Genomic DNA, 17,949 nt, shown 5'->3' with positions numbered 1-17,949 from the left:
GAGCTCCTGTCGGAAAGTCCACGGGTTCACCAGGTTGCGATCTGCCCGGATGGTAACGCGCCGCGGGGGGTTCGACAGGCCGGTCGGCCCCCGCGCGGCGCGCGCCGTTCGGATCTGTAAATCTTCTGAGGGAAATTTAGCGAAACCATGCCCTGCAAAATGCAAAACTGGTGAGCCCCGGGAAGGACCGAACAATACGATGCTCACGACTCGAACCCCGCTCGACCGTCGTGATCGTGACCGCGACGAACCCGCGACCCTGACGATCGAGGTCGGCGCGGCGACCGCCACGGGCGTGACGGAGGTGGCCGCGTTCGATGCCGCATTGCGCGAACTCGGTGTGGGAGAGGCGAATGTGATCCGATTATCCTCGGTGATCCCGCCGCGGTCACAGGTGCGGCGCGCTGCGCGGGTCGGCAAGCGGATCGAGTGGGGCGACCGCCTCTACTGTGTCTACGCCCTCGGGCACGCGACCGCGACCGGTGCCGCGACCGCAGCAGGTATCGGCTGGGTCCAGCTCACCGATGGATCCGGGGCCGGCTTGTTCGTCGAGCACCAGGGCGAATCCACCGGACAGGTCGAAGAACTCATCCACGCCAGCCTCACCGAGATGACCGCCGCCCGCTCGGGGCGGTTCGGGCCGGTCCGGCTCGCCACGGCGCAGACGCGCTGTACCGGCCGTCCCGCGTGTGCACTGGTACTGGCCGCCTACGAGGCCGCGGGCTGGGAACGGACCTCATGAGCGGACCGGACCGGGAGGGTCGATCGCCCTGGCCGGGTGTCGATATCACCATCGAACCGGCGATCGCGGACACGGAGATCGAGATCTTCCAGAGCCTGTACGAGCAGGCTTTCGCCCCGCTGCGCACGCGCGCGATAGCCCGGCAAGTCCTGCATCGCAACGAATTCCGGGACGAGATGTCCGATACTCGGGTGGACAAGATCGTCGCTCGCGCCGACGGCGCACCGATCGGGCTCACCACCCTTACTCGGCACCTGGACACGGTGCCGTGGATCAGCCCGGAATATTTCACGACACGGTTTCCCCAACACGCCGCACGCAATGCGATTTACTATGCGGGTTTCACTCTTGTTACCCCAAGTGCGCGACACGGGGTGGCCTTTCATGCCATGATCAGTACAGTTGTCCAGATCCTGGCGGCAGATCGAGCGGTCGTCGGCTGGGACATCTGCTCGTACAACAACTCTCAGTTCTCGTTTGCCGACGCGTTGCGCAACGCGGTCGGCGAAGAGGCGAATATCGAAGTAGCGGTCGAGGATTCACAAACCTACTACGCTGCGCGGTTCGTCACCGACGACGCGGACCAGGGGGGCTGATGACATCCGAAACACAGCACCACACCCGTATCCGATCGCTGCTGTCGCGGTTGCCCGACAAACCCCGGCGTGCGATTCCACCGGCGGTTTTCGCCCTGGCCGTCGTGGTGCTGACCTTCACCGGAACACCGGCCCTGTCGTTGACGGCGATGCTCGCCGTCGTGATCACGACCCTCACCATGATCATCGTCGGGGTGCGCCGATACCGGCCGCCGGCGCCGGCGGCGTGGTATCTGCTCGGCATCTCCGCCGCGTTGTTCGCCACCGGAACAGTCCTGCGCGACTTCACCGGCAGACCTTTGTCCCCGCTCGGCGACCTGGCGACGCTGGCCGGATACCTCGGCGTCGGCACCGCTGCTTTCCTGTGGCTGTGGCCGCGCCGAGCCGACCGCCAGCGAGATCTGATTCTCGACTCGGGCTTGATCGCCCTGGGTGCACTACTCGCCTCGTGGACATTTCTGATCTCGCCCGTGCTGCACGGCACCACACACTGGGACATGGCGGCATTCATCCGACCGGCGTACCCGGTGATCGACGCGCTGCTACTGACGCTGATCACCCATTCGGTGGTCACCTCGAGCCGCTACGAAACCTCGCTGCGCCTGGTCCATCTGGGCCTGCTCGCCATCCTGGTCGCGGATCTGGGCTACAACCTGGAGGCCGCGGGCTGGGTGCACTTCGACCGGCAGACACTGCTCACTCCGCTGCTGCTGGCCTATGCCATCGTCGGACCTGCCGCACTGCACCCGACGATGGTCACACTCGGCGGTGGGCGTCGCGTGCATCCGCATCGGTCCCGCCAGCGGGCCAGCGTCATCGCCGTGACACTGGTCGTGGCCTCACTGGTTCCCACGATCGGCACCCGGACCGGGTCCGTGGACCGGATCGTGGTCTCCGTGCTGCTGGCAGCGCTGCTGGTCGGTGTACTGGTGCGCAGCGAGCGTGCCATCGTGCGCAGTGCGCGCAGTGAGCGCCGAGCCCAGTATCAGGCCGACCACGACATGCTCACCGGCCTGCTCAATCGTTCCGCCCTGCTGCGTACCCCCGGGCGCGATCGGGAACTGTGGTGTGGACGCCCGGTATCGCTGTTCTTCATCGATCTGGACGGTTTCAAAACGATCAACGACAGCTACGGACATGCCGTGGGCGACGAGCTCATCGCCAATGCGGCTGCCCGCATTCGGCGCGTGATCGGCCGCGCGGATGTCGCCGCCCGTTACGGCGGAGACGAATTCGTCGTGCTCGCCGGCGCGACACGCACCGAAGCCGTCGTAGTCGCCGAGAAGTTGCTGGCAGCCTTCGCCAAACCCTTCGAACTGTCGGTCACCGAGGTGACCATCGGAGCCAGCATCGGTGTCGCCTGCAGTGGGCCGCGCAGTACCGACGCCACCATCTATGACCTGCTCCGCGAGGCCGATTCGGCGATGTACCACGCCAAGGACTACACCCTCGGCTGCGCCTTCCACGACGACCTGCGCCATCTGCCCCCGTCCGCGAGGCAGCGCCGGGTGCGCCGGCGCGAGCCCGCGGTCTGAGCGGCGGTTATCCGGCCAGTTCGTCGAGCACGCGGCGGGCCTGATCGAGTTCGGCCTGCAGTTGCTCCACCTTGGCACGTTGCGAGTCCCGGACCGTGTCGAGCACCGAATCCACGACCTCGGAAACCTCCGGATGCAACAGCTTCGCCGCCTGCGCGACCGAGGCGCCCGCCACCTGCACTCCCTTGATGGTGCGCTTCTTTCCGTGGACGACGTCCACCGTCCACTCGCCGTCGGCGGTACCGGACAGCGTCAGGGTGACCTCCGGGGTCTTCGACTTGCGGGCGGCGGGCTTGGGGGTGCGCGCCGGCGTGGTCGCGGGTTTGGTGGCCGGCTTCGGCTCCGAAGGAGGCTGCGGTGCGGCCGCTTTCGCTGCGGGCGCGCTTGCGCTCCCCGGGGCCGGCGATGTCGCGCTCGTCGACGTACTCACTGCGGTGTCCTTCCTCGTCGCCGGCCCGGGGGAATCGGTGGTCCCGGAGGTCCGGGACACCGGTGCCGGGGCGGCTTCGGATGTGGTGGGGCGCTTGTCCTTGCGCGCCGGCTTGACCAGTGTCACCTCGGTCGGCGAGAACGACATGACATCTTTCGATCCGGTCGGACGCACTTGCAGGAAATCCCCGTCGGCGGGATCGCCGAGCGCGACTACCTTTCCCGAACGTCCTTCGGATACGCCCACTGCCGCCGCGGTGAACCAGACCATCGGCGGCCGGCCTGCGGCCAAATCATCGGTTATCTGTCGAATCTCGGTGTCGGACAAAGGTTGCGGTTTCGTTCGTGGGGACGGCATGGTGCACTCCGGGCAAGGTTGTAGACATCGGCGTGCCCAAGAGCATGCACCATCGCACCGACAAGTCCACATCGCGGGCGGCAGACGAACCGCCCGACCGGCGCCACCGATCGAGTTGCGGTGTCCGAAACGTCCGTACCCATTGGCCGCCGGGCCCCGAACCGGTAGCGTTCGGATGCCATGAGTTCGCAGCATCTGCCCGGATTGCGCGAGGAACGCCGCACCGTGCTCGACTTCTGCGGCACGCTGAGCGAACAGCAGTGGGCCGCGCCCAGCGCCGCGGCCGGCTGGTCGGTGGCCGAAGTGGTGATCCATATGACGAATACCGCGCGGGCACTGCTCACTCCGACCGCCGCCGCGGTCGCCTCCACTCGCGATCTGGAACGGCTGAACGAACTGCTGGTGGACCGGAAACGCTCGCACACCACCCGATACGTGCTGCCGGAATTCGACATCTGGTCCGAGCGCGGCGCCCGTTCGCTGCGCCTGCTCACCACGCCCGGCCTCGCCCCGCTCCGGGTCCCGGTGGGCGAGTTGGGCTGGTATCGGCTGGATCTGGTACCGGCCATGCTGCTGTTCGACTGGCACACCCACCTGCGCCACGACATCGCACCCGCACTCGATCTGGCCCCGCCTCCGACGGATCCGCAACGGATGCACTCGGTGCTCACCTGGCTCACCACCCTGCTCGAGCATTCCCACCGCGAGGCTCTGAGCTGGCTCGACGCTCCGGTCGCACTGACGTTGACCGGCCCGGGCGGAGGTACCTGGCGGATCGAGGTTCGCGGCGGGCGGTTGCGAGTCCGGCCCGGAATCGCCGCCGGTGCGAGCGCCCATATCGCTGCCCTGGCACTGGAGTTCCCGCAGTGGAGTACCCGCCGCCTGCCGTGGCGCGCGGGCGCGGTGGCGATCACCGGTGATACCGAACTGGGCGCCCGGGTCCTGGATTCGATCACACTGGTGTGACGGTCGGTTCCAGTGGGCCGCCGGCGGACCCCGGCACGTGCCCGCACCCCCGGCGACTACGGCGTACAGTGATGTTTCACAAGATCGGCGCCGCCGGTTTCGAGCGGTAGGAGGGGATGGCAGTGGACAGACCAGTGTGGGCACCCGAGAGTGTGGACATGGATCGGGCCAGTCCCGCGCGGATGTACGACGCATTGCTCGGCGGTTCACACAATTTCGAGGTCGACCGCCAAGCTGCCGCCTACGGTCGCCAACTCGTACCGGATCTGCCGCGCCTGGCCCTGAGCAACCGCGCCTTCCTACGCCGCGCGGTGCGGTTCATGATCGATGCCGGCATCCGGCAGTTCCTCGATATCGGGTCCGGTATCCCCGCCGCCGGCAACGTGCACGAGGTGGCGCAGGAGATCGACCCGTCGGTCCGGGTGCTCTACGTCGACATCGATCCGGTGGCGGTCACCCACGCCGCGACGATCCTGCAGGGCAACGAGCGAGCCGGTGCCCTCGAAGCCGATCTGCGCAAGCCCGACGACCTGCTCGCGCGCGCCCGCGAACCCGGGCTGATCGACTTCGACCAGCCCATCGGTGTGCTGCTGGTGGCGGTCCTGCATCTGTTGCAGGACGAGGAACGCCCCCGCGACATGGTCGCCGCGTTGCGCGCAGCCGTGCCAGCCGGCAGCTATGTGGCGATCTCACATGTGACCTCTGCGTTGCGTCCCGACGACGCGGCACGTCTCGGCGAGAAGGCGACCAGCGGAATCGGCATCCGGTTCCGCGATCGCGCGGCGATCACCGAGATGTTCGACGGGCTGGCTATGGTCGAGCCGGGAGTGGTCGAACTACCCTTGTGGCGCCCGGAATCCGAACGAGACCATCATGAGACGCCGGGACGGTCACTGGGCTTGGCGGGTGTGGGCCACAAGGTCTGAGAATTCGAGGACAGGCAGGGGTTGTACCGGGTGGGTGCGCAAGAGCTGGCGGTGAGATGGGCCGACGTGCTCGACGGCGTCGTCGCACCGACGCTGACCCGAAACCGGATCGAAGCACTGCTCGCCGGGCTCTGCGCGGAACTGCTCGACGTCCTGCGCGGTACCGCCGGCATCGCGGCGGCACGCATGGCCGCTTCGTCGCTGGTCGCGGCCAATTATCGCGACGAGGCGGCGGTGAGCCGCTCGGTCTCGGTGATCTGCCGGGACATGGTCGACGATCTCTGCCCGGATCCGGCGCATCCGGATCGTGCGGCGGTGCGCGAGCGCGCGATCACGGTGGCGGGGGAATTCGCGGCCGGCTTCACCGCCGCGTTGCGTACCGCCGCGCTGGCCGAACAGGAGACCACCCTCGGTGCGGCGCTGGCGGCGGTGCGGGAGGAACAGCAACGCCGTCAGCTGTCCGAGGCCCGGTTCTCGGCGATCTTCGCGGGCGCATCGGTGGGTATCGGCACCATCGACGCGCGGAGCGGCACGGTCAGCGACGTCAATGCGGCATTCGCCGAGATGATCGGCGTACCCGGTGAGGTGATCGTGGGCCGGCCGGTGGCGACCGTACTCGGGCGGGAGAATATCGGCGAGGCCTATTCCCAGTTCGGTCAGCTGTTGACCGGCGAACTGGACCGGTTTCGCCTGGAGACTTCGCTGACCAGGCCGGACGGACACCAGACCGATATCGACCTGTCGATGTCGGTGGTCCGCGACGCCGACGGCCAGGTGCGTTTCCTGATCGGGGTGGCGGTCGACATCACCGAGCGCAAGGCACTGGCCGACCAGCTCTGGTACGACGCCCATCACGACGCACTCACCGGCCTGGCGAACCGGCTGCTGTTCTTCGAGCGGCTCGCCCGGGCCGAGCCGCCGTTCGGCCTGTGCTATCTCGATCTCGACGGCTTCAAGGACGTCAACGACGACTACGGTCACACCGTCGGCGACCGGGTGCTGCGCGTGGTCGCCGAACGCCTGGCCGGCACGGCCGGCCCGGTCGGTCTGGCCGCACGCATCGGTGGCGACGAGTTCATCGTGCTGCTGGAGCGGTGCGCGGACGAGGAGCAGCTGACCGATCGCTCGAGTCGGCTGCTCACCGCCCTCACCGAGCCGGTACCGGTCGCCGGACGGTCCGTCTCGGTCGGCGCTTCGGCCGGCACCGCGCTGGTGACCAAACGCCCGGATGCGGTGGACGATCTGATGCACGCGGTGGATACCGCGATGTACCGCAACAAGGCCTCACGGTCGCGACGCTCGCATCTGCGCATGTAACCGGCCCCCGGGCTCAGGTGCCGAATGTCCGGTGGGTGAGTTCGTCATGGTCGTGGCCGGCGGCGAAACCGGAGCATTCCGGGCATTCGGCGATGATCGGATGGCGGCATTCGGTGATGTGGGCCAGAAAGCGGTCGGTGTCTTCGAACAGATCGATCCGCCGCCGCAGCTCGGCCCGCTCGTCGGCGATCATCGCCATGCGGTCGCCTCGGCCGGAGCGGCCGAGTTCCCGGATCCGGCTCAGTGACAGCCCGGTGCGTTGCAGAGTGCGGATCAGCCGTGCCTGGTCGAGGGTTTGCCGATCGTAGGCGCGGTGCCCGGAACCGCTGCGGGGCGGATGCAGGAGCCCGACCGATTCCCAGTGCCGTAGCACGTGCGCGGGCACCCCGACCTGTACCGCCGCATCGCCGATCTTCAGACCATCCATCTCGCGCGCCTTTACTTCATGTCGACGTGAAGTTTTATGGTGCCACCCTACGCGGGTGACAGCCCCGCCGCCCGCAGTGATCACAGAACGGACATACCGATATGACCGATCCGGTGAAACGGCCCAGCGTGCTCGAATGCTGCGGTGCAGCAGTGGGTTCCGCGCGAGGGCTGCTCGCCCCACGTCGCCCCGATCAGAGGTTCCTGGCCTCCCTGACCGACGCCGGGTTGCCCACCCCGCGCGAGGCGGTGTCGGTACGTGCACTTCCCCAGGTCCGCCGGGCGATCCCCACCGCGGTGGTGGCGGAGGCGACGTTCACGCCGCGGCAGGTCGGTAACGCGCTGACCTCCTTCGTCATCGAACACCCGCAGGCGCGATTCGTGGCCGAACCAGGCGTCTGCCTCGATGTCGAGGCCCGGGCGATCGCGCAGCTCCCGGCGGTGCTGCGGATGGCGATGCGACCGCGACCACAGCCGATCGCCACGGTCACCGCACTGCACCGAGCCGGCGTCGGCCCGCTCGATTTCGCTCTGCCCACCCATGCCCACTGGGATCATGTCTGCGGCCTGCTGGACCTGCCGGACCTGCCCGTACACCTGCACCGGGTCGAGCAGCGCTGGATCAGCTCCGGGCCGGTCGCTCCTGTCGGCGGCGTGCGCGACGCACTACGGGACCGGCCGATCGTCGGGTTCGATCTGGACGGACCGCCGGTCCTGACCTTCTCCGCGAGCCACGACCTGTTCGGTGACGGCTCGGTGCTGCTGGTGGATCTGGCCGGACACACGCCGGGCAGTATCGGCATTCTCGCCCACACCCGCAGCGGGTGGGTACTGCTGGCCGGAGATGCCGCCTGGCATCACGTGCAGATCGACACGATTCGCCAGAAGGCCGCTTACCCAGGGAATTTCGCCGATTACGATCGGGAGATGACCTTCCGGACCCTGCATCGCCTGTACCGCGCCCGGGCACAGGTCACCATTGTGCCGACCCACGATCACGCCGCGGTCCAGCCGCTGCTGGAGCATCGCGAAGCGCCCGCGGCGGCGGCCGACCACTGACGGCTCCACACCGGCCCTCCCCTTCTCGCGCCCGGGAACACCAGCCTTTCTAACGAACTCAACGTGCCATTGAATGACGGTACGTTGAAGTTTCGCCTCGCCGGCCCGCTGCGCCGATCCGGGGCACGAGCCGAGGGAAGTATGCGATGAACGGCTTTCGGAACAGACGGCTGCTGGTGGCGATCACGATCACCGGTGCGCTCGGCCTGATGCCCGCGACAGTGAACGCGGCTGCCGGTGCCGCACCCGACACCGGCAGCCGCGGCACCAGTCACACGGTCGGTGAGCGACGCGGCAGCAGCCACACGGTCGCCGAGTCTCCGGGCGGAAGCCACGTCGTCGCGGAATCTCCCGGTGGCAGTCACCGCGTGGGCAACCGCTGACTCCAGCGGCCGCCGTCGCTCCGCGGCACCGGCCCCGGCCACCGCCGTGCCGGCGGTTTCCTACCCCTGCGCAGGTCGGCCGCTACTGCCGCACTTCCCGTCGCACCCGGTCGTGCAACTCCCCCGGGATGCGGTGGATCACCGCGGAACGATCGGCGGCGTGTAGTTTGCGGCGGATAGCGGCGACCTGCGCATCCACCGTGCGCACCGACGTACCGCGTCGAATGGCCACCGCACTGTTGGTCCAGCCCGCGGCCACCAGTATCGCGATATCGCGTTCGGCGGGCGAAAGTTCCCGCCACAGTGGGTCGTCGGTCACCACCACGGCGTCGTCGGGTATGAACAGCCGCCCCAGAAAGTAATGCAGCAGTTCGTGTCGCTCCGGGCACAGCTGTGCCCCGCGCCCGACCGCCTCGTCGTATCGGCGCTGCCCCAGCACGGCGCTCGCCGCCTCGCGCGCCGCCCGGGATCCCGTAGCGACCAGGGGCACCCGGTCCGACGCGATCCCCATCGAGCGGTGCAAGGTGGCAGTTCCCCCCTGCAGGCACGCGATCTCACGGGCGGCAGTGACGAGTGCGCCGACCGGCTCACCGGATTCGAGGCGCCGCAACAGGATCGCCGCCAGCGCCACCGTGCTGAAGTGGATGATCCAGCCCGCTGTCCAGGTGTCACCGTTGTCCAGATGCGCGGCCACCTGGCTGCGGCCGTGCCGCACGGCAGTGACCGGATCCCCTTTGCGGGTGGTGAGAATCAGCATTGCGATATCGGCCCATGACACCGAGAAGCCGGCATCGGTTCGAGCGGCGTCGTCGCGGTGCCGCCGCACCAGCAGTTCGGCGTCCGCGGGATCGGCCAGGCTCGCCGCAGCCAGCACCGTGAACAATTCGCTGCGCTGCGTGCCACCACGGTCTCCCGCCGCCGCGAATTTCGCTCGCGCCCGGGACAACACATCGATCGCCCGCGGGTCCTGGTGGATCAGATACAGCTCGAGCCCCCGGGTGAACTCCACCTGGACCGGCAATCCGATATCGGTGGCGGTGTGCTCTCGCCAGTTCCGGCGCAATGCCGGATCGGGCAGGCATTCGGCCACACAGTCGTCCAGGAGGCGCCCGGTGTGGCCGATATTGCCCTGCCACAGCGAAAGCCACGCCACCAGTGACTTGGCCTGTATCCGCAGTCGCGACTGTGCGGGATCGTCACCGATCACAGCCAGCGCGCGCTCGGTCAGGCCGGCCACCGCACGATTGGCGCCGGTGATGAACTGGATCCGCAAGGCCATCACCACGGTGGCGATCTCCAGGCCGACCGCGGCCTCGTCGGCCGCGCCGAGACCGGTCTCCATCGCGAGCAAAACATCGTCCCAGGACGACCTGATCCACGTGATCCAGCGCACCTCGTCGGGGCCGTACCACATCGACTGCCCGGCCACGACCTTGTCCCGGAAGTACCGCCGGTGCCGGGCCTGCAGACCGGCGTACGACAACGTCGCGTCCGCACGCGCGCGCACTCTGCTGCGGGCGAACACCCGCACACTTTCGGGCAGGAAATAGCGCACCGAGGTGGCCGACATCCGGATCGACACCAGTGACCGCTCGACCAGCCGCTGCAGGGCGGGGCCCACCGACGATTCCGGCAGTTCGTGATCGGCACAGACCGCGGCGACGGCGTCGTATTCGACTCCCCCGCAACCGGTACTGTCGTCGCCGGGGTCGAATCCGGCCGCGAACACCGACAGCCGCTCCAGCAGTAGCCGTTCGTCGGAATCACACAGGCCGTAGGACCACGCGACGACATCGCCGACGCTGCGGTGCCGTCGATCGTCACCGGCGCGCACCCCCGAGGACCACTCCATCCGTCCGTCGCCGTCGCCGCCGGTGAGATCGGACAGCACCTCGTCCGCGGGCCGGTAGCGCAACCGTGCCGCCGCCAACCGGATGAACAGCGGATTGTTGTCCACGTGCCGGCAGATCCGGGCGGCCACGGCGAGGTCCGCGGCCCCGCCCGGAACCGGATTGCCGGTCAGCTCGGCGCGCCGGCGAAACAGCGTCAACGCATGGTCGCCGGTGAGCGAGGGCACCGGAATCAGCTGCTCGTCGATCCATCCGATCGGTTCCCGGCTCGTGGTGAGCACCGTCACCCGAGGAACCCTGGTCAGTATCTCGGCGATGAGCGGCGCCACCGACGGCAAGACGTGTTCGCAGTTGTCCAATACCAGGATCGGGCGACGCGCATCCAGCGAATCGAAGGCGTCGAACAGACAGTCCCGGGCCCGGCGGCCGGTCGAGTCGCTCGGCGCGACCGCCCGCACGATCTCCTCGGCGACGGTGTCGGCACCACAGCCGGCGTCCAATCGCGCCAGCCGCACCCACAGCACCTGATCGCGGCGGGGGTGCCGGTACCGGCGCAGCACTTCTGTCGCCAGCGTCGTTTTACCGATGCCGCCGGGACCGACCAGGGTGATCAGCCGGGCACTGCCCGCTGCCACCAGTTCGGTGACACGGCGCAGTTCGGTGGTGCGGCCGATGAATTGTGCTCGCGCCTGCATCGGATCGCTCACCGCGGCACCAGCCGATGTCTGCGGTGACCGGACCGCTCGCGGATCTCACGCCGTGCCGGCTCGGCCGTCCGGCCGGGCACGTACCCGGCGATCTCGGCCCGGGACCCGATCTGCAACTTCTGGCGGACCGCCGCCAGCTGCGCGTCGACGGTACGCACCGAGCTGCGGCGGACATCGGCGATGGCCCGGTTGGACCACCCGTCGGCGGCGAGCCGCGCCACCTCACGTTCGGCGCACGACAACGACTCCCAGGAGCCTGCCGCCGGTATCGCCGGTGATTCGGGCCCTGCGGACCCGCCACGGGCCGGGCGGCGCGGACGGTGCAGTGCCGGCACCGAGCCAGGGGCGGATTCGCGCAGCCGCACCCGGCGATGGCGCGCGGCAAGGAGGTTCGCCTCGTACGGATCCCGCTGGTGCAACTGGGTGCGCGCGTACACGCGCACGCTCTCGGCGAGCGACCAGCGTGCCGACGACCCGTCCAGGCACACCGCGATCAGCGACCGCTCCACCAGTCGATCCAGTACCGAACCGATGGAGGTGGCCGGCAGCTCTCGGTCGGCACACACCTCGGCGATCGTATCGAGGTCCGCCCCGCCGAGGTCGTCGGCAGTGTGCGCGAATACCGAGAGCCGCTGCAGCAGTAATACCTCGGCCGCATCGCAGTGCTGCAGCGACCACGCGATGGCGGAGCCGATGTCGCGATGGCGTGCCTCGATCCCCACTCGCGCCGTATCGGACCAGTACAGGCGACGGTCGTAGGCGTCCCCGCTCACCTCCTGCAAGACCGCTGCGGCCGGACGATGCCGCAACCGGGCGGCAGCCAGTCGCAGATACAGCGGGTTGTGATCGAGGTGGCGACAGATGCGCGCCAGCGTGGCGTCGTCGGCCTGCTCCTCCGCAAGACCGGTGAATGCCATGCGAATACGCAACAACCGCAACGCCTCTGTCGATTCCAGTGGCGGCACCGGGACGAGGTTCTCGTCGAGCCAGCCGATCGACTCGCGCGCGGTCGCCACGACACACAGCGCCGGATCACCCTCCAGCACTTCGGCGAGGGCGGGAGCGAGGGCGGTCACCGCCCGGTCGCAGGTGTCCAGCAGCAGCACGTGCGGCCGCCCGCCGCTGCGGTCCGACACGGCACGCAGCCCGGCCGCCACAGCTCCGGGGCCGACGTCCGGACAGGTGTCGAGGTCGATGAAGGACACCCGGGACACACTCGTTCCGATATCGCGACGCAGTGTCTCGATCGCGAGCCGCGTCTTCCCGATGCCACCAGGACCGACCACGGTGATCAGCCGGGCTCCGCCCTCGATCAGCGCTGTTATCCGCCGCCGCTGGGCCTGCCCGCCCACGAATTCACTACTGGTGGCGGGCAGCACACCGGTACGCATCGACGGAGACATAGTACGAACAAGTTAGCCCACCCGGGTTCGCCGAATCCCGAATTCGTCACCAGCGCATCATTTCGGCGCCTCAGGCCACCTGTCCCGCTTGGTAGTGCATCTGCACCACGGCACTGTCGAAGGTCATGGTGTCGACCAACTGCAGGCCCGAGGTGTGCAGCGGCCCGGGAAACAGCGGTACGCCCCCACCGAGCAGCAGCGGGTGAACGAACAGACGGTACTCGTCGACCAGATCGTGCTCCAGGAAGTACGACGCGGTCTGCGCGCCGCCGAAGACGAAGAGGGGACCTGTCCCGCCGGAGCGCAAAGCGGCGATCTCCGCTGCCGGATCGTCGGCGATCACCCGGGTGTTCCAGCCCGGGTCTCGAAGCGTGCGCGACAGCACCAGCTTCGGGGTGCGCTTCCAGCACCGCGCGAATTCGACGTAGAACGGCGAGATGGCCGGATCGGCGTCCGCGTACGGCCAGAATTCGGCCATGATCTCGAAGGTCTTGCGGCCGTAGACGAATACCTCCGCCGATCGCAGTTCGTCCAGAAAGGCCTCGCACAACTCTTCGTCCACTACCGGCCAGTGGACTTCCTGGTCGGGTCCCTCCGCGTATCCGTCGAGCGACATCTGCATCCACAGTGTCACACCAGCCATCGCTCACCTATCCTGCCGATTCTTTCCGGGCTGTCATTGTTGCCCGCGACAGGAAGGGACGCATCGGTAGTCGTGCGCGGCACCTACTTAAGTAGTCGCGCGTCCCGGGAATTCTCGAGGACTCGCGCCGTTCATATTCGAGCTCAGAGCAGTTCACCGTCTCGGCACAGACTGGACGAACGCCAGGTCGGCTCCGGTGCGGCACCCTCGAAGCGCCACTGCGAGATCGGACCGGCCGCGCGCCAGAGCAGTCCACCGGAGGTGGGTACCGCCTCGTAGACGTCCTCGCCGCCGGGGATCAGCTGGCCACCCACGCAGTAGTCGTTGTACGAGGTGCCCGGCTGTCGCGCACCGGCACTGAACCGGCCGGCCGGATTGCGGACGGCACCCGGATTCGCCACGGTGTCACCGGCCCCGGACCGGGCGCCGATATCCCAGCGCGCAGCGCCGAACATGTCTGTGTGGCAGTGGAATTCCGTTCCTCCCGCACGTACCGAGGTCTGCTGCGGGAACGCTGCACCGGCCCACAGGCAGTACGGCCCCGGAGCCTGCGCGGCGGCGGGGGCCACCACCACGGCGGTGGCTGCCGCTCCGGCGGTCGCGGCGACCGCAGTGGCCAGCAGGAAGCGTCGAATGGATCGGGCGAAGGTGGTGACAGTCATCGGCAGATCTCCGTTCATCTCGTTGCTCGCCGGTCATGCAGGCGAGACATCGACCACACCAACCAATGTACCGCTACTCAACGGCACGTTATTTTTGGCATTCTCAGGGGTGGGGAGGATGATGAACGTCGGTCGCGCGTATGCCGTCGCGTGAGTGCTCAGGAGTCCGTGAGTGCCTCGGCGAGCGCGCTGTCCTGCTCGAGGTAGCGGCTCACGAAGCGGCCGATGAGCTCGGCACCGGCCTGCACCGGTACCGCGCGGACCGCGTCCGATCCCGCAGCCAGGCGCGCGACCGCCTCGGGGCCCGCCTCGGCGTGCTGGAACTCGGTCCAGATCGTGCGCTGGAACAGATCGGTGAAACGGCGGGCGATGCGATCGCACTCGGTGGCCAGGCGTTCGAATTCACTCACGATCTCCGGTTCCGGCACGCCGGCGGCCGCGAGCTGCTCGACCGCGTGCAGCAACACCGGATCCGCCGCCCGGTAGGTGGTGGCATCGACCGGTTCGTACAAACCGAGTGCGACCACTCGCGCCAGACCATTGGGCACCTCGCGCAACCGCTGCTCCAGCTCGGTGGCCGCGATCGTCGCACCGTCGCTCGCCTCGGGTTCGGCCGCACTGTCCGGTCCGGCGACACCGAGGACGTCACCGAGATCGTCGCCGCGGTCCCAGGCGTTGAGCAATTCCTTGATGCCGTTGAGCTTGATCCCGCGATCCAGCAGCCGGCTGATGGTTCGCACCCGGTTCAGATGCTCGGGGCTGTAGAAACCGGTACGCCCCTTGACCTGCGGCGGCGGCAGCACACCCCGCTCGTGATACACCCGCAGGCTGCGCACGGTGGTCCCGGCCTCGCGCGCGAGCTGGTCGATGGTGTATTCGGGCCGGGTTGTCATACAACAAGGAAACCACACCGAAATACCAGCGAATCGGAACCGGCCACCGTACCGCGCTCCCCAGCCGCGGCGGTTCGATTGCGCCGTTGGAGGGCAACGGACTTATTCTGCTGTGCATGGACGATATGGCGGACGCGCGCCCCAGCGTCGCCGAGCGAGAGCGCGCACTGCAGGAGTTGTCACAGCAGCTGGGCGCCGGCAGATTGAGCGCGAACGAATACGACGAGCGCAGTGCGCTGGCCACCCGAGCCGACACCACGGTCGAACTGGCCGCCCTGTTCACCGATCTCCCCGTCGTCACCCCCGATCCGCCGCCGGCACCCGAACCCGCCAACCCGCTCCCGTCCCTGACCGTTCTCGCCGGTGCGATCACCGTGTTCGCAATCGTGTCGTCCTGGGCATCGGGAAACTGGCTGTGGCTGTTACTGATCGCCGCGGCACCGGTCGCGGTCATGGTGTGGCGGGCTCGCGGCGTCGCCTGAGTCACCACGGCGGCCGCGCACCCTCGCCCGGCCCCTCACCACCGAGTGCGCGGGCGCACCTGGTTGGCCAGATCGACGAGCCGGTAACGATGCAGGCGGTCGGGCGCCGTGCGCGCCAGCGCGCGCAAGGACACTTCGAGGCCCAGCTGCAGCCCCGGTTCGGTGCAGCCGAAGCCGAGCAGCGTGGCGTCCGGATCGCGCGGCAGCCCACCGGCCCGTAACCACTCCAGCGCCGCACCCACCACCACGACCTGCAGTTGCAGAGCCCGCGGTTCCTCGGGTAACGCTGCCAGCCGCCCCGCCGCCGCAGCCAGATCCTCATCGGTGACCTCCGCGATCGGACGCGATACCAGCAGCAGGCCGCCGGTCATATGGGCCACCGCGTAATGCCGCGACGACACCGGTACCCGGTCCAGGACCGCGACCGCGTCGAGCAATGCGCCGTCGGCCGCCCGCCGCCGGGCGAGCCCGAACGCCGCACTGACCACCCCGTGATTGGTGTGCCACACGGCGCGGTAGAAGTCCACGGCGCTGCGGTGCCACCGCTCCGCCTCCTCGGGAACCTCCAGCTGCTGCAGCACGAGTTCCGCGGCGGCCGCCAGCGCCAGCGCGGGCGCGATCTCGCCGGGCAGCATGGCGTGCACGGAGCCGAACTGCTCGGCGGCCGCAGCGAAGGCTCCGTCGAGCAGGTCGGCTATGCCCCGATACCACGGCAGCCGCCAGTCACCCTCGTAGCCGGTGCCGGTGCCGACCTCGAGTTCCCGGAGCAGCGCCCGAGCAACCGGCACTTCGTTCAGGTCCAGGTGTGCCCGCACCGCGGTGAGCGCACCCTCCAGTTCGAACGACGCCGGCTCCTCCATCACGCCGCCGGAGATCCGTTCGTGCATGCGGCGCAACGAATCCAGCGCATGCCGAGGATCGGCGTGCAGCAGCGTCGACATCAGGTCGGCGCTGGGGTCGGTGCTGTCGATCAACGGCACCGGCAGTGCCGCCACCACCGATCGTGCGTCCAGGGCGGGCATTCGCGGCCGGCCGTCGACGATGCCGTCGGTCTGGCCGATCAGCGTTTCGACCCCGAAATCTCCACGCATGGCGCCGAACTCGACCGACACCTGGGGATGCTCGAGACCGGTGTCGGCGGCCAGCACCATGCGAAGGACCCCGGTGAGCTGGCAGTACATCGAGTAGGTCGACGGAAATCTGCGGGCCGGATCCGGATCGGTGGCCCGGCACAACAGCCGATGCAGTGCCGGATACCGCGCCAGCAGTGGTTCGTCCTCGGGGTCGGGTAGTCCGGGCAGCTGCCGGCCTTGCTCGTCGCGCCGCAGCACCAGTACGAGGGCCGCCAGGGTGCGGCCCACGGTGTAGATATCGGAGGCGACGGTCGGCCCGGTCTCGGTGATCTCGGGTGCCTGATATCCGGGAGTGCCGTAGATACTGCCGAACGACTCCATCGCCGCCACCGCGCCGAGGTCGATGAGCTTCACCTCGTCGTCGCTGACCATGATGTTGTCGGGCTTGAGATCGTTGTAGGACAGCCCTGCGGAATGCAGATAGTCCAGCGCCGGCAACACCTCCATCACGTAGGCGATCGCCTCGGCGACCGGGATCCGCTGCGGGGCGAGCTCGTCGAGCAGATGCTTGAGCGACTGCCCGCCCACGTACTCCATCACGATGTAGCCGTCGGCGACGTCGCGCCCGGTGCAGCGGTGTTTGACGAAGTTGTAGATCTTCACAATGGCCGGATAGGCGACCTCGGACAGGAACTGCCGCTCGGCGAGCGCCACCACGTGCGCCTCGAAATCCTGTGGGTTCTGCAGGCCCTTCAACACCACCCAGCGATCGCTGACGTTGCGATCGACGGCCAGGTAGATCCAGCCCAGTCCGCCGTGCGCCAGGCAGCCCTGGACCTCGTACTGTCCGGCAACCACCTCGCCGGGTTCCAGGATCGGCCGGAAGTTGAACAGCGACCGGCATTTCGCGCACTCGCCGGCCACCTCGCCCGGCCGGGAGTCGCTCGCGCGACCCACCGCAGCATTGCATTTCCAGCAGAAACGTTTGGCCTCGGGCACTTCGGGGTCGTCGAGCACCGCCGATCGCGGGTCCACCGATGCCACCCGTGGCATCTCGACCAGGCCCGCACCGAGCCGCCGCGGAGCCGGTCGTGAACGCGCGCTGCGACCGGAGCCGGCCTCGAGTTCGAGCAGTTCGTCGTCGAGCCCGAGCAGGGCGTCGTCGAACCCTCGATCGACACCCGTGTCCTCCAACCGGTCCGAGCCGTCCGGGGTGTCCAGGAGGGCCGGGCCGGTGTCGGGGCCGTTGTCCGGTGGCCGGGCCGCCTCCCGCAGGCGCTGCGACGGTTCGACGGTCCCGTTGCGCCGGGTAGCCCACGGATGCGTATCCGGGCCGGGCACCTCACTGCGGCGAATTCGGCGATTCGCCCATGGATGTGGGAGTGGCGTACCGGGTCGATCCGGCATGAGAAACCTCCCGAGACCGCTGATGAACCGAAGTCTCATTCTCGTGGCCCACCTTTCGGCCTCGTGCACCCACCCTCCCCAACGACGGGAAG

General features: G+C 68.4%; 17 protein-coding genes. 9 read left to right on the top strand and 8 right to left on the bottom strand.

Annotated elements, in window-relative coordinates; all coding sequences use genetic code 11:
• Positions 1-199: 199 nt before the first annotated feature.
• From NV2_RS08475 to NV2_RS08465, 3 genes are read left to right on the top strand one after another with little or no spacing between them, the layout of a single operon-like run.
• A complete protein-coding gene (locus NV2_RS08475; protein ID WP_084474176.1) occupies positions 200-742 on the top strand; it encodes a pyruvoyl-dependent arginine decarboxylase in 543 nt (180 codons plus the stop codon).
• On the top strand, positions 739-1,338 hold the full coding sequence (locus NV2_RS08470; protein WP_067871003.1) for a hypothetical protein: 600 nt from the start codon (positions 739-741) through the stop codon (positions 1,336-1,338). The genes NV2_RS08475 and NV2_RS08470 overlap by 4 nt, the downstream gene beginning before the upstream one ends.
• The gene (locus NV2_RS08465) at positions 1,338-2,873 is read left to right on the top strand and encodes a GGDEF domain-containing protein (RefSeq protein WP_084474174.1); all 1,536 of its coding nucleotides are present in this window, start codon (positions 1,338-1,340) and stop codon (positions 2,871-2,873) included. The genes NV2_RS08470 and NV2_RS08465 overlap by 1 nt, the downstream gene beginning before the upstream one ends.
• 7 nt (positions 2,874-2,880) lie before the next feature.
• Here the strand turns inward: NV2_RS08465 and NV2_RS08460 are convergent, their stop codons facing one another.
• A complete protein-coding gene (locus tag NV2_RS08460) occupies positions 2,881-3,573 on the bottom strand; it encodes a DUF6319 family protein (RefSeq protein WP_245662510.1) in 693 nt (230 codons plus the stop codon).
• Between the two features lie 267 nt (positions 3,574-3,840).
• On the opposite strand from NV2_RS08460, the gene NV2_RS08455 reads away from it, so the two are divergent.
• The 3 genes from NV2_RS08455 to NV2_RS08445 all read left to right on the top strand — a co-directional run bounded on the left by NV2_RS08455 (position 3,841) and on the right by NV2_RS08445 (position 6,869).
• Positions 3,841-4,626, top strand: a complete 786-nt coding sequence (locus tag NV2_RS08455) for a maleylpyruvate isomerase N-terminal domain-containing protein (RefSeq protein WP_067871001.1) — start codon at positions 3,841-3,843, stop codon at positions 4,624-4,626.
• A gap of 122 nt (positions 4,627-4,748) precedes the next feature.
• Complete coding sequence (locus NV2_RS08450) at positions 4,749-5,552, top strand: SAM-dependent methyltransferase (RefSeq protein WP_084474239.1); 804 nt, start codon at positions 4,749-4,751, stop codon at positions 5,550-5,552.
• Between the two features lie 30 nt (positions 5,553-5,582).
• Complete coding sequence (locus NV2_RS08445) at positions 5,583-6,869, top strand: sensor domain-containing diguanylate cyclase (RefSeq protein WP_067870999.1); 1,287 nt, start codon at positions 5,583-5,585, stop codon at positions 6,867-6,869.
• Positions 6,870-6,882: 13 nt separating this feature from the next.
• On the opposite strand, the gene NV2_RS08440 is transcribed toward NV2_RS08445, so the two are convergent.
• On the bottom strand, positions 6,883-7,296 hold the full coding sequence (locus tag NV2_RS08440; RefSeq protein WP_067870998.1) for a MerR family transcriptional regulator: 414 nt from the start codon (positions 7,294-7,296) through the stop codon (positions 6,883-6,885).
• A 101-nt stretch (positions 7,297-7,397) separates the two neighbouring features.
• Here NV2_RS08440 and NV2_RS08435 point away from each other — a divergent pair, with 101 nt between their 5' ends.
• Together NV2_RS08435 and NV2_RS08430 are read left to right on the top strand one after the other, a co-directional pair.
• Positions 7,398-8,354, top strand: coding sequence for an MBL fold metallo-hydrolase (locus NV2_RS08435; protein WP_067870997.1), 957 nt, complete (start codon positions 7,398-7,400; stop codon positions 8,352-8,354).
• Between the two features lie 146 nt (positions 8,355-8,500).
• The gene (locus tag NV2_RS08430; protein ID WP_067870996.1) at positions 8,501-8,737 is read left to right on the top strand and encodes a hypothetical protein; all 237 of its coding nucleotides are present in this window, start codon (positions 8,501-8,503) and stop codon (positions 8,735-8,737) included.
• An 82-nt stretch (positions 8,738-8,819) separates the two neighbouring features.
• Here the strand turns inward: NV2_RS08430 and NV2_RS08425 are convergent, their stop codons facing one another.
• The 5 genes from NV2_RS08425 to NV2_RS08405 all read right to left on the bottom strand — a co-directional run bounded on the left by NV2_RS08425 (position 8,820) and on the right by NV2_RS08405 (position 14,895).
• Positions 8,820-11,294 (bottom strand): ATP-binding protein, encoded by a 2,475-nt coding sequence (locus tag NV2_RS08425; RefSeq protein WP_067870995.1) that lies wholly within the window; start codon positions 11,292-11,294, stop codon positions 8,820-8,822.
• Positions 11,291-12,685: a LuxR C-terminal-related transcriptional regulator gene (locus tag NV2_RS08420; protein WP_067870994.1), complete on the bottom strand. Its 1,395-nt coding sequence runs from the start codon at positions 12,683-12,685 to the stop codon at positions 11,291-11,293. Before NV2_RS08420 ends, NV2_RS08425 begins: the two co-directional genes overlap by 4 nt.
• A gap of 82 nt (positions 12,686-12,767) precedes the next feature.
• A complete protein-coding gene (locus tag NV2_RS08415; RefSeq protein WP_245662509.1) occupies positions 12,768-13,340 on the bottom strand; it encodes a dihydrofolate reductase family protein in 573 nt (190 codons plus the stop codon).
• A gap of 143 nt (positions 13,341-13,483) precedes the next feature.
• Positions 13,484-14,002: a hypothetical protein gene (locus NV2_RS08410; protein WP_157102806.1), complete on the bottom strand. Its 519-nt coding sequence runs from the start codon at positions 14,000-14,002 to the stop codon at positions 13,484-13,486.
• 158 nt (positions 14,003-14,160) lie between these two features.
• Complete coding sequence (locus NV2_RS08405) at positions 14,161-14,895, bottom strand: MerR family transcriptional regulator (protein ID WP_067870992.1); 735 nt, start codon at positions 14,893-14,895, stop codon at positions 14,161-14,163.
• 116 nt (positions 14,896-15,011) lie between these two features.
• Between NV2_RS08405 and NV2_RS08400 the strand changes: the two genes are divergently transcribed.
• Positions 15,012-15,377, top strand: coding sequence for a DUF1707 SHOCT-like domain-containing protein (locus tag NV2_RS08400; protein WP_067870991.1), 366 nt, complete (start codon positions 15,012-15,014; stop codon positions 15,375-15,377).
• Between the two features lie 35 nt (positions 15,378-15,412).
• On the opposite strand, the gene NV2_RS08395 is transcribed toward NV2_RS08400, so the two are convergent.
• Positions 15,413-17,857 carry a serine/threonine-protein kinase gene (locus NV2_RS08395; RefSeq protein ID WP_067870990.1) on the bottom strand — a complete coding sequence of 815 codons (2,445 nt, stop codon included), beginning with the start codon at positions 17,855-17,857 and terminating at the stop codon, positions 15,413-15,415.
• Positions 17,858-17,949 lie beyond the last annotated feature (92 nt).

This window comes from Nocardia vermiculata NBRC 100427 (assembly GCF_001613265.1).
GTDB classification, from domain to species: Bacteria; Actinomycetota; Actinomycetes; order Mycobacteriales; family Mycobacteriaceae; genus Nocardia; species Nocardia vermiculata.
This window is presented reverse-complemented; position numbering and strand designations above follow the sequence as displayed.